This window comes from Bordetella bronchialis, from assembly GCF_001676705.1.
GTDB lineage: Bacteria > Pseudomonadota > Gammaproteobacteria > Burkholderiales > Burkholderiaceae_B > Bordetella_C > Bordetella_C bronchialis.
Genome location: NZ_CP016170.1, coordinates 487434 through 502905 on the forward strand (window position 1 = coordinate 487434; position 15472 = coordinate 502905).

A 15472-nucleotide genomic window follows, 5' to 3' on the forward strand; every position below is an offset into this window, starting at 1 on the left:
GTAAGCGAGCGCGGAAGCGCCTCGCCCGTGGAACGGCGGACCTGCGATGCAGGATCCGCCGTTTTTCTTGGTGGCGGCGGCCGCCTGGGCCTTACATCTCTATCCGCTCGACCTTGCCCACCAGCAGGATGTACGACAGCGCGCCCAGCAGCGCCAGCGAAGCCACGTACACAATGGCCGGGGCGAAGTTGTCGGCGCTGACCAGGTAGCCGATCACGATGGGCGTGCAGATGGACGACAGGTTGCCCACGAAGTTGAACACGCCGCCGGTCAGGCCCAGCAGCCGCACCGGCGCCAGCGTGGACACCAGCGACCAGGTGATGGATGCCAGTCCGTTGCCGAAGAAGGCCACGGCCAGGAAGAAAATCACCCATGTCGTGGAGTCGGTGTAGTTGGCGCCTATCATGGACGTGGAAATCAGCAGGCCCAGGATGATGGGCAGCTTGCGCGCCAGTCCGACCGTCGCGCCGCGGCGGATCAGCCAGTCCGACAGCACGCCGGAGCACAGCACGCCGATGAAGGCGGCCAGGAAAGGCACGGAGGCCAGGAATCCGGATTTGATGAAGTCCATGCCGCGGTACTTCACCAGATAGGTCGGGAACCAGGTCAGGAAGAACCACAGCGTCGAGGTCAGGCAGAACTGGCCCAGGTAGACGCCCCAGAGTTTGCGGCGCGACATCACCAGTCCCAGGTCCGCCCAGGCGAAGGGCGCCTTCTTTTCCGTGACGCGGCGTTCCAGATCGACCACGCCACCGCCCTGGCGGATGAGTTCGATCTCCGCTTCGTTGGCGCCGCGGAATGCGCGCGGCTCGCGGTAGACCATGAACCACACGACGCCCCAGACAATGCCCAGCAGGCCGGTGCTGACGAAGACCATATGCCAGCCGTAGTGGTGCTGGAGCCAGGCCAGGACCGGCGTCAGGAAAGCGAGGCCGACGAATTGCCCGGAGGTATAGAAGCCGATGGCCGTGGCGCGTTCCCGTTCCGGGAACCACGTGGTCACGACGCGGTTATTGATGGGATAGGCGGGCGCCTCCAGCGCGCCGACGGCCAGGCGCAGCACGAACAGCACGACGAAGCTGCCGGCGAAGCCCATGAAGAAGGTCGCCGCGGACCATAGGATCAGCGCGACGGCATACAGCACGCGCGGCGCGACGCGGTCGACGAGCCAGCCGCCGGGTATCTGCATGGCGGCATAGGTCCAGCCGAAGGCCGACAGGATCAGGCCTTCATGCACGGTATCCAGGCCGAATTCGTCCTTCAGGGCGGGCGCGGCGATGGAAAGGTTGCTGCGGTCCAGGTAGTTGATCACCACGGTGATGAACAGCATCACCATGATCAGGTAGCGGCTGCGCGTGGCTTGGGCGGCCGGCAGGGCGCCGGGTTGTGCGGTCGGCACGATGGTCTCCTTTCTGGCGGGCGAGGGAAGCGCGCGTGTCGCGCGGCCCGGACGCACCGGTGGTTCTGTGGGTACTGTTCCAGCGAGCCGTGGCGTCCGCATTGCACGGGGCCACGCCGCGCTGGAAATCGAAAGTCGCTTTGCTCTTGGGGGCGGGTCAGGCAGGCGTCCGTCGGCGCCGTGATTGCGTGGGCCTTCAAGCAGCCAGCGGGCCAGCGGTAGGCGGATCGGCGGCAGGCAGGCCAGCAGGCAGGTCGCCTGCCCACATGCCCGCAGATGCGCTCCGGATAGGCAGCGCCGCGCCGAAGCGCAGCGCGCCGTGCTCACCGCGCTTCCTTGCCGCCTACCATTCGGCGAAGCTGCCGTCCTTGTGGCGCCATATCGGATTGCGCCAGCGGTGGCCCACCGCGGCGCGTTCCTTCACGTATTCCTCGTTGACCTCGATGCCCAGCCCGGGGCCCTGCGGAATCGCCACCATGCCGTCGCGATAGGAGAAGACTTCGCGATTGCTGACATAGTCCAGCAGGTCGTTGGCGGCGTTGTAGTGGATGCCCAGGCTTTGTTCCTGGATGAAGGCGTTGTAGCAGCCGGCGTCGATCTGCAGGCAGGTGGCCAGCGCGATGGGGCCGAGCGGGCAATGCAGGGCCAGCGCGACGTCATAGGCCTCGGCCATCGCGGCGATCTTGCGGGTTTCCGTGATGCCGCCGGCATGGGAGGGATCGGGCTGGATGATGTCGACGTAGCCTTCCGACAGGATGCGCTTGAAATCCCAGCGGGAGTACAGCCGCTCGCCCAGCGCGATGGGCGTGGACGACAACGGGGCGAGCTCCTTCAGGGCTTCGTAGTGTTCGCTCAGCACCGGTTCTTCGATGAACATCAGCTTGTAGGGCTCCAGCTCCTTGATCAGGACCTTGGCCATGGGCTTGTGCACGCGGCCGTGGAAGTCCACGCCGATGCCCACGTCCGGCCCCACTGCATCGCGCACGGCGGCGACGTTCTCCAGGCACTTGCGCACCTTGTCGTGCGTATCGATGTACTGCAGTTCTTCCGTGCCGTTCATCTTGACGGCGGTAAAACCCCGCTCGACCGCGGCCTTCGCCGCCGCGGCGGTGTCGGCCGGGCGGTCGCCGCCTATCCACGAATACACGCGGATGCGGTCGCGCACATTGCCGCCCAGCAGCTGAGATACCGGGACGCCCAGCGCGCGTCCCTTGATGTCCCACAGGGCCTGGTCGATGCCGGCCAGCGCGCTCATGTGGATGGCGCCGCCCCGATAGAAACCGCCGCGGTACAGCACCGTCCAGTGGTCCTCGATGTTGCGCGGATCCTTGCCGACCAGGTAGTCCGACAGCTCCTCGACGGCGGCGGCGACACTATGGGCCCGGCCTTCCACGACGGGCTCGCCCCAGCCGACGATGCCTTCGTCGGTCTCGATCTTCAGGAAGCACCAGCGCGGGGGAACGATGTAGGTAGTGAGTTTGGTGATTTTCATGCTTGCTGTCCGGTTTGGGGATAGGCGTTGCGCCAGGCCGCAACGAAGTCGCGCGCGGCGGCCGCGACGTCGCCGCTGTTCATGCCGGGCTTGTACAGCGCGGAGCCCAGGCCGAAACCCGACGCGCCGGCCTGGGCATATTCCGCGATGCGCGCGGGCGTAATGCCGCCGACGGGCACCAGGGGGATTTCCTTGGGGATGACCGCGCGCCAGGCCTTCAGCACCGCCGGGCCCAGCTGTTCGGCGGGGAACATCTTCAGCACGTCGGCGCCGGCCGCCAGGGCGGCGAAGGCCTCCGTGGGCGTGGCCACGCCCGGGCAGCAGGCCATGCCCGCCGATTTGGCGGCACGGATGACCTGCGGATCGCCGTGGGGCATGACGACGATTTCACCGCCGGCCTTGACGATCTCCGGGCAGATGGCGGGATCGAGCACCGTGCCGGCGCCTATCATGCAGTCCAGCGGCAATGCCTGCCGCAGCTGGCGGATGCTTTCCAGCGGTTCGGGCGAATTCAGCGGCACCTCGATGATGCGGAAGCCGGCCTGGTAGAGCGCGTCGCCGATGGCCTCGGCCTCCGCGGGCTTGATGCCGCGCAGGATGGCGATCAGCCCGCATTGGGCCATGGCGGTTTGCAGGGGTGTCTGGCGATGGGAAGACATGTCGGTTCCTCGTTGCGGTCCGGGTCCGGCCGGCGGATGCGTCTATCGCGGTTCGGGTCGGGTTTCCTGGTGTGCGGTCCGGTAATGTTCAGTCCGGCGCCCGGGGCGGCGCGCTGGCATGGCCGCGTTCACGCCGGTTTGGCCAGGCCGGCCGAGACGGCCAGGCGCCACAGGCCTCGTTGCGTTGCTTCCGCGGCCAGCGTGGGCGTGGCCAGGCCGAAGCGGCCCAGCGCGCGGGCGTAGCGCCGGCAAAGGTCCTGGTCGCCACACAGCACGATGCGAGCCGGCATGCCGCGCGCATCCAGCAGCGTGCGCAGCGCCGAGACCTCGTGCCCGATCAGCAGCCCGGACAGATAGTCCGGCTGGGCATCCGCCGACAACTGGCCGATCAGGCCCAGCGCACGCGTACTGAAAATGGTAGACAGGACGCCCCCCGCACCCAAGGCGGACCCCGCAACTTCCAGGCCGCGCTCGAAGGCGGCGTCGTCCGGCAAGGCTGGGTCCGCCATGGTGCGGCCCAGGATGGTGTGTCCGCGCAGGGCGGCGTAGACCTCGCCCGTCATGAACGTGTCGAACTCGACGATGCGGCCGTCGCGCACGCGCACCCATTTGCAGTGCGTGCCCGGCAGGCCGACCAGCAGATCGTCCACGGCGTCGGGATAGCTGTCGACCACGCCGACCACCTGCGTTTCTTCGCCGCGGATGACATTGGGCAGGCCGTGCCGTTGCAGCAGGCCGGGGATGATGCGCAGCGTGGCGCCCCGCCGGGTGTCCACTTCCGTCAGCCGCGCGCCGATGGCGCCCGGGTCCGCGGGTAGATCCAGGTAGGCCGCCTCTGCCCAGCCCTGGGCGCTGCCGACCATGCCGCAAGCGATCACCGGCAGGCCGGGCGCGGCGCGCAACCAGTCGCCGCACGCCTGCTCGAAGGCGAGTTCGAAACCGGAAGCGGAAGCCGCGGGGGCCGCGCCGTCCGCGGGCGGCGATGGCAGCCGCATGATGCCCCACGGCAGGTGCCGGGTATCCAGCACGGCGCCGTGGGCGTCCATGCGATAGGCGCGCAAGGATGAAGTGCCCCAGTCCAGGGCGATAAGGGCCGCGGCGCGCGGCGTGTCGGCGTTCATGGGCCTGTCCTTCGATGTCTCCTGTCGCGGATTCTAGTCCGCGCTGAAAAATTGCTCAAAATATAGAATCAAATCCCACATATAGGGATAGAATGCGGGCGTCACGCTGTGCGGCGTGGTCATGGTGGCCCGTGGCGGGCGGGCGCGCGGCGCGCCCGGCGCGACGGGCCGTACGAAGCGAAGGCGGTAAGCCGAACGCGAACCGGGAGGGCCCGTGGCCCAGGAAGGCGAAGCAGGAATGAAAGTACAGGCGGCACGCGGACAGGCGGCGGCGCGCGAAATGGCCGGGGGAGGGCGCCGCGCGGAAACGCGCACCGCCGTCCGGGCCCGAACCGCCCAGACCCCGGACGACCCAACCCAGGACGACCCAACCCAGGACGACCCAACCCAGGACGACCCAACCCCGGGCGGCCAGACCCTGGGCACGCAGAGCCGTGCGACGCAGACCCCGAGCAACCAGGCCTCGGACAGCCAGACCCCGGGCACGCAAACCTTGATGCGCGGGCTGGCCGTCATCCACGCGGTCGCGGCGGGCGCGCGGGATCTGCGCGATATCTGCGCGCGGACCGGTGTGGGGCGCAGCACGACGCACCGCTTGGCCAGTTGCCTGGTGCAGGAGCGTTATCTGCGAGTCCTGCCGGGCTACGGCTACGCGCTGGGTTCCCGCCTGATCGAGCTGGGTTTCCAGGCGCGCGAGGAAATCCCCCTGGCCGCCTTGGCCCGCCCCTACCTGGATGATTTGGCGCGGCTTAGCGGCGACACCATCCACCTGGCCGTGCGCGACGGCGTGGACGCGCTTTACCTGGAAAAAATCCCCGGCAAGAAGGGCCTGGAGATGCGGTCCCGGGTGGGGCACCGCATGCCGCTGGCCGTGACCGGCGTCGGCAAGGCCCTGCTGCTCGATGGCGACGAGGCGGAATGGCTGGCCATGCTGCGGGCCGGCTCGCCGGTTTCGCCCCAGGCCGCGGGCAACGTGCAGCCGGAGGAGCGCTTTCTGGCGCGTATGCGCGACTACGCGCGGTCCGGCTACGCCTTCGATCTGGAAGACAACGAGCCCTCCATCCGCTGCGTGGCCGCGCCGGTGCGCGATGCCGCCCGGACCATCGTCGCGGCGGTCAGCGTGTCCAGCACGATCCCGTACATGCCCATGGAGCGCATGCGCGAAATGATCCCGGCCGTGCAGGCGGCCGCGCAGGGCATTTCCGGCGAGCTGGGCTGGCACGCGCCGGCGTGAAGGACGCCGCTGCGCGCGCATGGGTCATGGGCCGCGCTGGCGCCGGACCGGGGGCACACCCTGCCCCGCGCCACCTGCGCATGCCACGACCAACCGTGCCAGGCGGCACGGCGCGCCGTCCTGCTACTTGCCCGGCAGCATGCGCCGGGCAAAGCCGCATAGATGGCCGAAACGCGACCACTCGAAGGCCGGTCCCGGATCCGTCTTGCGCAGCGGCGCGATGTCGGCGTGGCCACGCACCGCCCGCAGGGGATAACGCGATGTCAAGGCGGGCGTCAACCGCGCCAGCGCCGCATATTGGGCGTCCGTGTAGGGCAGGATATCCGTGCCTTCCAGTTCGATTCCGATGGAGAAGTCATTGCAGCGTTCGCGGCCCTGGAACCGCGAGACGCCGGCATGCCAGGCACGCCGGTCCGTGCTGACGAACTGCACGATGGCGCCATCGCGGCGCACGAAAAAATGCGCGGAAACGCGCAGCCCGCGCAGCCTTTGCAGCCAGGGATGGGCGCCGTAATCCAATGTGTTCAGGAATAGCCCGTGGACGTGGGGGCCGCCGAACTCGCCGGGCGGCAGGCTGATGTTATGGATGACCAGTAGCGAAATCTCTGTCCCGGGCGGCCGGCAATCGTAGTTGGGAGAGGGCGCGCGCGTGACGTGGCGCGCGGGTTTCAGCCATCCATGCCGATCGAGTTGCAGGGCCATTCCGCTAACGTGTCCTTTTAATCGATGGGTTGATCCTTGGCTCCCAGCCGGGCGTGCTCCTGGCTGCACCACGTACGGCCGCCGATCTGCGTGGCCTCCGACCGGGGCAGGTGTATGCCGCAGTGCGCGCAGCGCACCATGTGTTCCGCGGGCACGGGCGGGGCGGCCTTGCCCGCGCGCCGGCGCGATGCCTGGGCCGGACGGGCGGCGGCGCCGCTGCGCGAGACGCTGGCGCGGGCGGCGATGCGCGCGATGGTCAGGGCCACCAGCACGACGATGATCCAGAAAAGCACTTTGCCCACGTCAACCCCGATGCAACAGAACTTCCAGCACGAACCGGCTGCCGGTATACGCGAGCAGCAATAAGGCAAACCCCGACAGCGTCCACCGCAGCGCCACCCGTCCGCGCCAGCCCTTCAGGTAGCGGCCCAGCAGCAGCACGCCGAAGGTCAGCCATGACAGCAGGGTGAATACCGTCTTGTGATCGAACGGCAAAAGGCGCTGCGTCAGCATATACGAAGCGACGGACCCCGTGCACACCGTCAGCGTCAGCACCGCGAAGCCGATGGAAATGATACGGAACAGCAGGCGTTCCTGCATCAGCAAGGGCGGCTGTACGTCCAGCACCTTGCCCATCAGGCTGGCGCCGTCGGCCTGCTCCAGGGGGCGGTGCAGATGGCGGTCCAGCAGCGCCATCAACATCGCCTGTACCGCCGCCACCGTCATCAGCCCATAGGCCATCAGCGCGATGACCAGATGAATGCGCAGCCATGAGTTGTTGGCGTGCGGCACCACCTGCCCCTGGGGAAAGGCGCCGGCCAGGGCGCAGACGAAGGCCGCCGCCGGCAACAGCAGGAGCAGCAGTCCGTCGATGCGTACCACCAGGCTTTCCAGCCAGAAAATCACCATCCCCAGCCAAATGGCGGCGGACAGCGCCAGGGCCCAGCCGATGAACAGGTAGGGACCGCCCAGCAGGGATTGGTAAAGCGCCACGCCTTGTAGGAAGAGGGCGCCGGTCAGGCAGATCCGGGCGACGCGTCCCGCGTGCTGGATGCCGTCCGCGCTGGCCAGGCGGCGCCAAAGGGACGCACCCAACACCGCGTACGCCAGCGCGGCGACCGCGTGAAATACAATGCCTGATGACATAGGAACCGTTGTTGTTCTCGATGGGGCCCGCGCGCGGGTTTCGCCGGCCGATTGCCGGTGCCGCGCGCGCCGGCGCGATCAGCGCTGTGCCGGCCCCTGCCAGCCGACTAGTTTAAGCGGAAACGCCACTCATGCTCGACAATCTCACTCAACGCTTGTCGCGCGTCGTCAAGACGCTGCGCGGCGAAGCCCGCCTGACCGAAGCCAATACGCAGGAAATGCTGCGCGAAGTACGCATGGCGCTGCTGGAAGCCGACGTGGCGCTTCCGGTGGTGCGCGATTTCGTTTCCCGCGTCAGGGAGAAGGCCCTGGGCGAAGAAGTCGCCACCAGTCTCAGCCCGGGCCAGGCGCTGGTCGGCATCGTCCACAAGGAATTGACCTCCTTGATGGGCGGCGACCTGGGCCCGGACGCCGGCGAGCTCTCGCTGGCGGTCCAGCCGCCCGCCGTCATCCTGATGGCGGGCCTGCAGGGCGCCGGTAAAACGACCACCACCGGCAAACTGGCACGCTGGCTGTCCGAAGGCAACCACGTCCAGAACGGGCGCAAGACCGGCAAGAAGAAAGTCCTGGTGGTCAGCGCCGACGTATACCGCCCCGCCGCCATCGAGCAGCTGAAAACCGTTGCCGGGCAGGTCGGCGTCGATTTCCTGCCGTCCGAGCCCACGCAGAAGCCGGAAGACATCGCGCGTAACGCTGTCGACCATGCCCGCCGCTATCACTACGATGTGCTGATCATCGATACGGCCGGCCGCCTGGGCATCGACGAGGCCATGATGCGCGAAATCCGCGCGCTGTACGACCTGGTCAAGCCGGTCGAAACCCTGTTCGTGGTCGACGCCATGCAGGGCCAGGACGCCGTCAATACCGCCCGCGCCTTTGCCGACGCGCTGCCGCTGACCGGTGTGGTGCTGACCAAGCTGGACGGCGACGCCCGGGGCGGCGCGGCGCTGTCGGTCCGGCATGTGACCGGCAAGCCCTTGAAATTCGTCGGCGTCTCCGAAAAGCTGGATGGCCTGGAGGCCTTCTACCCGGACCGCATGGCCCAGCGCGTCCTGGGCATGGGCGACATCGTCTCCCTGGTGGAACAAGCCCAGCGCAATATCGATATCGCGGAAGCGCAAAAGCTGGCCACCAAGCTCAAGTCGGGGAACAAGTTCGACCTGAACGACTTTCGCGAGCAACTGGGCCAGGTCAAGAAAATGGGCGACATGAGCGCCCTGCTGGAAAAGCTCCCCGCCCAGTTCCAGCAGGCGGCCGGCCAATTGCAAAGCGGCCAGGCCGACAAGCAACTGCGCCGCACCGAGGGCATCCTGAATTCCATGACGCCGGCCGAGCGCGCCAAGCCGGAGCTCATCAAGGCCTCGCGCAAGCGCCGTATCGCCACGGGCGCGGGCGTACCGGTACAGGAGGTCAACCGCCTGCTGTCCCAGTTCGAGCAGATGCAGGGCATGATGAAGCAGATGAAAAAAGGCGGCATGGCCAAGATGATGCGGGCCATGGGCGGCCTGAAAGGCCTGGGACGGTTCGGCGGCATGCGCTGAGCCGGGCGCGCCGCCAAAAAAACGGCCAGGTTTTAACCTGGCCGATGTGACCGGAGCGGGAGGGGAAAGATCCGCGCCGGCAATCCCATCGAACACGCTGCGGAAGTTCAATGGCAGGGCTCATTATGCGTACGCCCTAGGCCGAATATCGTCAATGAGTTGTAACTGGTTGCGTTTGGGGCAGGCCCCATGCGCGGCACCGTAACACTTGCCTGGCTCAACCGCCGCCGACGGCTACGACGATCTCCAGCTTGTCGTTTTGTTTCAATACCGTGCCGGCGTGCTGACTTTTGGGAACAATTTCGCCGTTCTTTTCCACGGCGACGCGCTTGCCGACGTAGCCCAGGGATTCCAATAAGCCAAGCACCGTGGTGTCGGGTGCGATCTGCCTGGCTTCTCCGTTCAGCTGGATATTCATCATGGTGGTCAGGTGACGGCTCAGGGGCGGCCCGTCGCCGCGTAGCGATTGGTGGCTTCGATCAAGTGCGCCAGAATGCCCGGCTCGTCGAAGGCGTGGCCGGCATCCGGAACGATGTGCAGCCGCGCCTGCGGCCAGGCGCGATGCAGGTCCCATGCCGTGCGCACCGGCGTGCAGGCATCGTAACGTCCCTGCACGATTACGCCCGGCACGTCGCGGAGCTTGTGCGCGTCGCGGATGAGCTGGCCCTCGGCCATGAAGCCCTCGTTGACGAAGTAGTGGTTTTCGATGCGGGCGAAGGCCAGGGCCGCCTGGTCGCCGGCATGGCTTTGCTGGTGCCGCATGCTGGGCAGCATGGTGATCGTGCTGTCTTCCCAGCGGCTCCAGGCCTTGGCGGCCGCCAGCTGCGCCACCGGGTCGCTGCCGGTCAGGCGGCGGCGGTAGGCCTGCACCAGGTCGTGCCGTTCTTCCGGCGGGATGGGGGCCAGGTATTCCTCCCAGAGGTCCGGGAAAAGCTCCGACGCGCCATGCTGGTAATACCACTGCACTTCCGAGCGCCGCACGGTGAAAATGCCGCGCAGGATCAAACCGGCCACCCGCTCGGTATGCGTCTGCGCATAGGCCAGCGCCAGGGTGGATCCCCAGGATCCGCCGAATACCAGCCAGCGGTCCGTGCCGGCGACCTCGGTGCGCAGGCGTTCCATGTCCGCCACCAGGTGCCAGGTGGTGTTGTTGTCCAGGCTGGCATGGGGGCGGGAGCGCCCGCAGCCGCGCTGGTCGAAGAGCAGCACGTTGTACCGGGTCGGATCGAACAATTGCCGATGCACGGGCGAGCACCCGCTGCCCGGTCCGCCATGCAGGAAGACGGCCGGCTTGCCGTCGGGGTTTCCGCACAGCTCCCAGTACACCTGGTGGCCGTCGCCGGTGTCCAGCATGCCGTGACGATAAGGTTCGATGGCGGGGAAGAGCATTCAGGCGACTCGCTTGAACATTAGGTCCCAGACGCCGTGGCCCAGGCGCAGGCCCCGGGTTTCGAACTTGGTCTGGGGCCGGAAATCGGGCCGCGGGGCGTAGCCGTCCACGGTGTTGCGCAGCTGCGGTTCCGCGCCCAGGACTTCGAGCATTTGCTGGGCGTAATGTTCCCAGTCGGTGGCGCAATGTACGTAACCCCCGGGCTTGACGCGGCTGGCCAGCAGGGCGACGAAGGGCGGCTGGATCAGCCGGCGCTTGTGGTGGCGCTTCTTCGGCCAGGGGTCCGGAAAGTAGATATGCACGCCATCCAGGGAATCCGGGGCGATCATGTCGCGCAGGACTTCCACGGCGTCGTGCTGGATGATGCGCACGTTCCGCAGGCCGGACGCCTCGATGCGTTTGAGCATGGCGCCCACGCCGGCGTTGAACACCTCCACGCCGAGGAAGTTGTCGCCCGGCCGGTCCAGGGCGATGCGCTCGGTGGTCTCGCCCATCCCGAAGCCGATTTCCAGGATGGTGGGGGCCGGGCGGCCGAAGGCAGCCGCGGGGTCCAGGACGCGCTGGGTGTAGGGAATCGCCCACTGCGACAGCAGCCGTTCCAGGGCATCGCGCTGGCCTTGCGTAATGTGGCCGCGGCGGTGGACGAAGCTGCGGATGTGCGTGGCGCCAGGGCTGTCGGGCGCGTGCTCGGCGGGCGCCAGGGCAGCCCGGGTAGCGGTGGAAAGCGGCGACGGAGCGGGGGGCTCGTTATCGTCGGAGGCGGATGTCGTATTCATAGCGCGCCATTGTAGTGGGGCCGACGGCCGACGCGGGCGGGCCAGGTGTGATGAGCGTAGCCACGTGGCTGGTTAGGGCGCAGGCCGCGCTATAATCCCTTTCCCTGCCGCGAGCGCTTGCCGGCGGTACGGCCTTCGCGGGTGTAGTTCAATGGTAGAACGGCGGCTTCCCAAGCCTCAAGCGTGGGTTCGATTCCCATCACCCGCTCCATTTCTAGGACGGTCACTGCAGTCTCTTGAGTGATCAAGCCCTTGATCCTGAAGGGTTTCCTGTTATAGGCGCCCGTCGGTTCCTGGAAGATTCGCCGGCGGGTCCATCCGATCCGGTACATTTTTCCGGCCATCGTTGCGAGCAGCCATGGGACGCGACTCGAGCCCGTAGCGCCATGGCGCGCAGCAGCGAGTCAATTTGCCCGAACGCATCCTGGTGGAATCGGAAGGACGCACGCATCCGCTTCCGATGTGTCGCCTCCATAGCGTCCCTTGCCTTGGCGCCGACGCGATCCCTATGCAGCGGACTGGCGATATCGCTCGACAATTCCGAACAGTCGGCGGCACGCTGTCGCGACATGCTGTTCCGGCGCGGTGGCCACCCCCAGCAGCAGGCCGGGCAAGGCCCAGGACGGCGTTCCGAACCAGGCGGTCAAAGGCGATGGCGCCATGCCTATCGTCATCGCTTCCCGGACGATCTGCGCGTCCGGGGCGCCTTCGGGCAACCGGAGGAGCACAGCCAGGCCTGCGTCCACCCACTCCGCGTTGTGCAGGCGCAGCTGCTCGCATAGCGCGTCATGCTGGGCCGAATACAGGCGCTTGAGCCGACGGACACGGCGGACGTAGTGGCCGTCACGCATGAACTGCGCCGTGGCAAGCTGCACGACGGGCGACGGCGCGGGGGCCAGCGTTGCCGCTACCTCCGCGAAAGCGTTGGCGAGTTCAGTCGGGGCCACCACAAAGCCCAGCCGCAACCCCGGGCTGATCGTCTTGCTGAAAGAACCTATGTGGATGACGCGCTTGCCTTCGTCCAAGGACGCCAGGGCCGGTGCCGGCCTGCCCGCCAGTTGCAGTTCGCTCAGGTAGTCGTCTTCAATGACCCAGGCGTGGCGCGCCGCCGCCCATTCCAGGAGTTGAAGCCGTCGCCTCAAGGACAGGGTCGAGCCCAGTGGCGCCTGTTGGCCGGGCGTCACGACCACCAGCGCGGCATCCCCGGCATGCTCGATTCCATAGTCCACGTTGATGCCTTCGGCGTCCACCGGTACGGGAACCATATTCATCCGGGCGAGTTCCAGACCTTTCCGCGTGACCATGAAGCCGGGCTCTTCCATCCAGGCTTTCTTGCCGTCCAGGCCCAGCACCCGCAACGCGAGACCCAGGCCGGCGATGTATCCCGATGTGATGAACACCTGCTCCGGGTAGCACTGCACATTCCGGGCGATGGAGAGATATCCCGCGATCTCTTGGCGCAGCTCGTACTCGCCCCGGGGATCGGGATAGAGCAGGGACGATACGCCCGCCGTCTTCAATAGATTGGAAGATCGGGCGCGCGAGAAAAGCTTATCCGGCAGTCCTTCGAACGCCGGGATGCCGAGCTGGAAAATCGCCGGCCCGGCATTCATCTCTTCATAAGCCCTCATGAAGGGCCCGGGCCGCGGTGCCTGCGGCCGAACCGCGGCCGCGCGCGGCCGCGGCGCCACGCGCGTGCCGCCCGCGCCAAAGGTCTCGATCATCTGCGCATCGGCCAGCCGTTCATATGCCGCTTGGACCGTGCCGCGAGCCACGCCCAGCTGTGCGGCCAGGTCTTGCCACGAAGGCAGCCGGGTGCCAGGCGACAGCCGGCCCGATTCGATGGCGCTTCGGATGCTCGCGCGGATCTGCTCCGAAAGAGACGACTTCGCGTTCCGGTCGAGCCGGATCTTCAGGCTGGAATTCATGGCGTTGGTACACACGAAAATTCAGGTTCTTGGTACTTCTGTTCGTACCATCGATGGTACAGAATTCGGCGGTCAATTCGGAATTAAAGGTCGACCATGATGTCTCGTCGAACGATGGCCGCATTCTGCGCGACGGCTGCGATCCTGGCCAGCGCGATCGCAGCGGCGCGTGGCCCTGGCGAAATCGTGGCGCCGAAATTCGAGCAAGCGCTTCCCGATATTCCGGGCAAATCCCTCATCGCGGTAGAGGTCGAGTACCCCCCGGGCGCCGCCTCGCCACCGCATGTACACGCGAAGTCGGCATTCATCTATGCGTACGTGATATCGGGCGCGATCGAATCGAAGGTCAACGATGGCGAGGTGCGTGTGTACCGTGCGGGCGAGAGCTGGTCGGAGCCACCCGGCGCCAGCCATCCCGTAAGCAGGAACGCGAGCAAAACCCGGCCTGCGAAGCTGTTGGCGATATTTGTCCTTGATTCCAACGACAAAGAACTGACGACGCCTGTCAGGTAACTGCCCTACCGCTGTTCCACCTACCTTTGCCCATAGGAATAACCATGACAATCGGAACCACCAAAAGCAATGCCGTCATCGAGTGCATCCTGAGCCGCAGCGCCTCCAAGTACTACGACCCCGCGGCGACATTGAGCGACGAACAAATCCATGAACTCGTGCGCATCGGTACCGCGGCACCTACCTCGTTCCATCTGCAGAACTGGCGCTTCATCGCGGTGCGCACCCGCGAATCGAAGGCAAGGCTGTTCCCGATCGCCTGGAACCAGCCCGCGGTCGTCGACGCGGCCGTGACCTTCATTGTCTGCGGCCAACTGGTCGATACCAGTGTCATACCGGAACGCCTGGCGCCATTGGTCGAAGCGGGCGTCATGCCGGCGGCAATGGTGCCGGAATGGGAAATTCCCGCGCGCGATCTGTATATGGCCTATCCCCAGCGCAGGCGCGACGAGGCCATACGCACGGCGACGTTCGGCGCGGCGGCGATGATCTACGCGGCGCGTTCGTTCGGCCTGGGTTCGACGCCGATGATCGGCTTCGATGCCGATGCCGTACACCTGGAATTCGGGCTGGGGGAAGAAGAAGTTCCCGTCATGCTGTTGGCCGTAGGGGCGGAACGTCCAGGCAACTGGGCACAGAAGCCGCGCCGTCCCGTAGCCGACGTGCTGGACTTGATTTGATCCCTGGTGAAGCCGGCGATCCAAGCGGTACGGTTGTCCGAACAGCTCATCGGATTTCCTCACACCGTATCTTTCCGCCGCGCTCGGCTGCATCGGCCTGCATACCGTCCATTACCTGCCGCTGCAAGCCACCGCTTTCCTGGACCCGGTTCGCGCGGCCGATGCTTGCCGAGCCCTGATGTCGACCATCGAACCGACGATGGCCAGCCTGGTGCAGGACCTTGTGTAGTGATTCACCGAACCGCTCATTTACGGAGATAGAAATGGCACGAACCGCAGCGCTGAAGCCGGAACAGGTCCCGGCCGACTCCAAACCGACCCTGGACGGGTTTACCCGGAACATCGGTTTTACCCCCAATATGATGGCCACCTTCGCACAGAGCCCCATTGCGTTCAATGCGTGGGCCGCGCTGCTGGGCTCCCTGAGCAAAGCGCTCGACGTGAAGACTCGCGACAGTATCGGTCTTGCCGTCTCCGAAGTGAACGGCTGCAACTATTGCCTGACCGTCCACAGCTTTACGGCCGCGCATATGGCCAAGATGCCCGCCGAGGACATCATTCTCGCGCGCAAGGGCCACGCGACGGACCCGAAGCGTGACGCCGCCCTTCAGTTCGCGCGCAAAGTCATCGAGGCGCGCGGACAGGTCGGCGATGCCGACCTGCAAGCTGTGCGCGACGCCGGCTACACGGACGCGAACATCATGGAGATCGTTGCCTTGGTCGCCATGTATTCCCTGACGAACTTCTTCAACAACGTGTTCGATCCGGAGAAGGATTTCCCTGCCGTTGCGCCGGCGGGATCGATCTGAACCCGGTATGGGCCAAGGCGACTGGCTGGGCCGTCTCCTGGCGCGGTGATCGAGGATTCCGAGACCGGCGCCGCCAGGCGCA

The 15472-nt window shown here is 66.5% G+C and carries 16 protein-coding genes and 1 tRNA gene; 6 read left to right on the forward strand and 11 right to left on the reverse strand.

Going from position 1 to position 15472, the window contains the following annotated elements:
* Positions 1-91: 91 nt before the first annotated feature.
* The 4 genes from BAU06_RS02115 to BAU06_RS02130 all read right to left on the reverse strand — a co-directional run bounded on the left by BAU06_RS02115 (position 92) and on the right by BAU06_RS02130 (position 4671).
* A complete protein-coding gene (locus BAU06_RS02115) occupies positions 92-1399 on the reverse strand; it encodes an MFS transporter (protein ID WP_066343796.1) in 1308 nt (435 codons plus the stop codon).
* Between the two features lie 343 nt (positions 1400-1742).
* Positions 1743-2891, reverse strand: a complete 1149-nt coding sequence (gene dgoD, locus BAU06_RS02120) for a galactonate dehydratase (protein WP_066343798.1) — start codon at positions 2889-2891, stop codon at positions 1743-1745.
* The gene (locus tag BAU06_RS02125) at positions 2888-3550 is read right to left on the reverse strand and encodes a 2-dehydro-3-deoxy-6-phosphogalactonate aldolase (protein WP_066343803.1); all 663 of its coding nucleotides are present in this window, start codon (positions 3548-3550) and stop codon (positions 2888-2890) included. Before BAU06_RS02125 ends, dgoD begins: the two co-directional genes overlap by 4 nt.
* 128 nt (positions 3551-3678) lie before the next feature.
* Complete coding sequence (locus BAU06_RS02130) at positions 3679-4671, reverse strand: 2-dehydro-3-deoxygalactonokinase (RefSeq protein ID WP_066343810.1); 993 nt, start codon at positions 4669-4671, stop codon at positions 3679-3681.
* A gap of 238 nt (positions 4672-4909) precedes the next feature.
* On the opposite strand from BAU06_RS02130, the gene BAU06_RS02135 reads away from it, so the two are divergent.
* Positions 4910-5905, forward strand: coding sequence for an IclR family transcriptional regulator (locus BAU06_RS02135; RefSeq protein WP_231933976.1), 996 nt, complete (start codon positions 4910-4912; stop codon positions 5903-5905).
* A 123-nt stretch (positions 5906-6028) separates the two neighbouring features.
* Here BAU06_RS02135 and ampD read toward each other — a convergent pair whose 3' ends face one another.
* Genes ampD through BAU06_RS02150 form a run of 3 tightly spaced genes read right to left on the reverse strand, consistent with a single transcriptional unit; the run spans position 6029 to position 7753 of the window.
* On the reverse strand, positions 6029-6607 hold the full coding sequence (gene ampD, locus BAU06_RS02140) for a 1,6-anhydro-N-acetylmuramyl-L-alanine amidase AmpD (RefSeq protein ID WP_066343820.1): 579 nt from the start codon (positions 6605-6607) through the stop codon (positions 6029-6031).
* Positions 6608-6624: 17 nt separating this feature from the next.
* On the reverse strand, positions 6625-6909 hold the full coding sequence (locus BAU06_RS02145; protein ID WP_066343822.1) for a PP0621 family protein: 285 nt from the start codon (positions 6907-6909) through the stop codon (positions 6625-6627).
* A 1-nt stretch (position 6910) separates the two neighbouring features.
* On the reverse strand, positions 6911-7753 hold the full coding sequence (locus BAU06_RS02150; protein WP_066343826.1) for a cytochrome C assembly family protein: 843 nt from the start codon (positions 7751-7753) through the stop codon (positions 6911-6913).
* Between the two features lie 131 nt (positions 7754-7884).
* Here BAU06_RS02150 and ffh point away from each other — a divergent pair, with 131 nt between their 5' ends.
* Complete coding sequence (ffh, locus tag BAU06_RS02155) at positions 7885-9294, forward strand: signal recognition particle protein (protein WP_066343828.1); 1410 nt, start codon at positions 7885-7887, stop codon at positions 9292-9294.
* Positions 9295-9511: 217 nt separating this feature from the next.
* Here ffh and thiS read toward each other — a convergent pair whose 3' ends face one another.
* From thiS to trmB, 3 genes are read right to left on the reverse strand one after another with little or no spacing between them, the layout of a single operon-like run.
* On the reverse strand, positions 9512-9712 hold the full coding sequence (gene thiS, locus BAU06_RS02160) for a sulfur carrier protein ThiS (protein ID WP_082988495.1): 201 nt from the start codon (positions 9710-9712) through the stop codon (positions 9512-9514).
* A gap of 20 nt (positions 9713-9732) precedes the next feature.
* Positions 9733-10683 carry a prolyl aminopeptidase gene (gene pip, locus BAU06_RS02165; RefSeq protein ID WP_066343834.1) on the reverse strand — a complete coding sequence of 317 codons (951 nt, stop codon included), beginning with the start codon at positions 10681-10683 and terminating at the stop codon, positions 9733-9735.
* Entirely contained in the window at positions 10684-11460 is a 777-nt protein-coding gene (trmB, locus tag BAU06_RS02170) for a tRNA (guanosine(46)-N7)-methyltransferase TrmB (protein ID WP_066343836.1), read from the reverse strand.
* A gap of 137 nt (positions 11461-11597) precedes the next feature.
* Between trmB and BAU06_RS02175 the strand changes: the two genes are divergently transcribed.
* Positions 11598-11671: transfer RNA gene (locus BAU06_RS02175), tRNA-Gly, on the forward strand.
* A 295-nt stretch (positions 11672-11966) separates the two neighbouring features.
* Here the strand turns inward: BAU06_RS02175 and pdxR are convergent.
* Positions 11967-13388: a MocR-like pyridoxine biosynthesis transcription factor PdxR gene (pdxR, locus tag BAU06_RS02180; RefSeq protein WP_066343839.1), complete on the reverse strand. Its 1422-nt coding sequence runs from the start codon at positions 13386-13388 to the stop codon at positions 11967-11969.
* Between the two features lie 96 nt (positions 13389-13484).
* Here pdxR and BAU06_RS02185 point away from each other — a divergent pair, with 96 nt between their 5' ends.
* The 3 genes from BAU06_RS02185 (at position 13485) to BAU06_RS02195 (ending at position 15390) form a co-directional block, all read left to right on the forward strand.
* Entirely contained in the window at positions 13485-13901 is a 417-nt protein-coding gene (locus BAU06_RS02185) for a cupin domain-containing protein (RefSeq protein ID WP_066343841.1), read from the forward strand.
* A 44-nt stretch (positions 13902-13945) separates the two neighbouring features.
* Positions 13946-14581 (forward strand): nitroreductase family protein, encoded by a 636-nt coding sequence (locus BAU06_RS02190; protein ID WP_066343842.1) that lies wholly within the window; start codon positions 13946-13948, stop codon positions 14579-14581.
* Between the two features lie 263 nt (positions 14582-14844).
* On the forward strand, positions 14845-15390 hold the full coding sequence (locus BAU06_RS02195) for a carboxymuconolactone decarboxylase family protein (protein WP_066343843.1): 546 nt from the start codon (positions 14845-14847) through the stop codon (positions 15388-15390).
* Positions 15391-15472 lie beyond the last annotated feature (82 nt).

Bases quoted from the DNA above. Each gene is read 5' to 3' on its own strand.
- dgoD (WP_066343798.1), bottom strand. From the start codon at position 2,891: ATGAAAATCACCAAACTCACTACCTACATCGTTCCCCCGCGCTGGTGC.
- BAU06_RS02125 (WP_066343803.1), bottom strand. From the start codon at position 3,550: ATGTCTTCCCATCGCCAGACACCCCTGCAAACCGCCATGGCCCAATGC.
- BAU06_RS02130 (WP_066343810.1), bottom strand. From the start codon at position 4,671: ATGAACGCCGACACGCCGCGCGCCGCGGCCCTTATCGCCCTGGACTGG.
- BAU06_RS02135 (WP_231933976.1), top strand. From the start codon at position 4,910: ATGAAAGTACAGGCGGCACGCGGACAGGCGGCGGCGCGCGAAATGGCC.
- ampD (WP_066343820.1), bottom strand. From the start codon at position 6,607: ATGGCCCTGCAACTCGATCGGCATGGATGGCTGAAACCCGCGCGCCAC.
- BAU06_RS02150 (WP_066343826.1), bottom strand. From the start codon at position 7,753: ATGTCATCAGGCATTGTATTTCACGCGGTCGCCGCGCTGGCGTACGCG.
- ffh (WP_066343828.1), top strand. From the start codon at position 7,885: ATGCTCGACAATCTCACTCAACGCTTGTCGCGCGTCGTCAAGACGCTG.
- thiS (WP_082988495.1), bottom strand. From the start codon at position 9,712: ATGAATATCCAGCTGAACGGAGAAGCCAGGCAGATCGCACCCGACACC.
- pip (WP_066343834.1), bottom strand. From the start codon at position 10,683: ATGCTCTTCCCCGCCATCGAACCTTATCGTCACGGCATGCTGGACACC.
- trmB (WP_066343836.1), bottom strand. From the start codon at position 11,460: ATGAATACGACATCCGCCTCCGACGATAACGAGCCCCCCGCTCCGTCG.
- pdxR (WP_066343839.1), bottom strand. From the start codon at position 13,388: ATGAATTCCAGCCTGAAGATCCGGCTCGACCGGAACGCGAAGTCGTCT.
- BAU06_RS02185 (WP_066343841.1), top strand. From the start codon at position 13,485: ATGATGTCTCGTCGAACGATGGCCGCATTCTGCGCGACGGCTGCGATC.
- BAU06_RS02190 (WP_066343842.1), top strand. From the start codon at position 13,946: ATGACAATCGGAACCACCAAAAGCAATGCCGTCATCGAGTGCATCCTG.
- BAU06_RS02195 (WP_066343843.1), top strand. From the start codon at position 14,845: ATGGCACGAACCGCAGCGCTGAAGCCGGAACAGGTCCCGGCCGACTCC.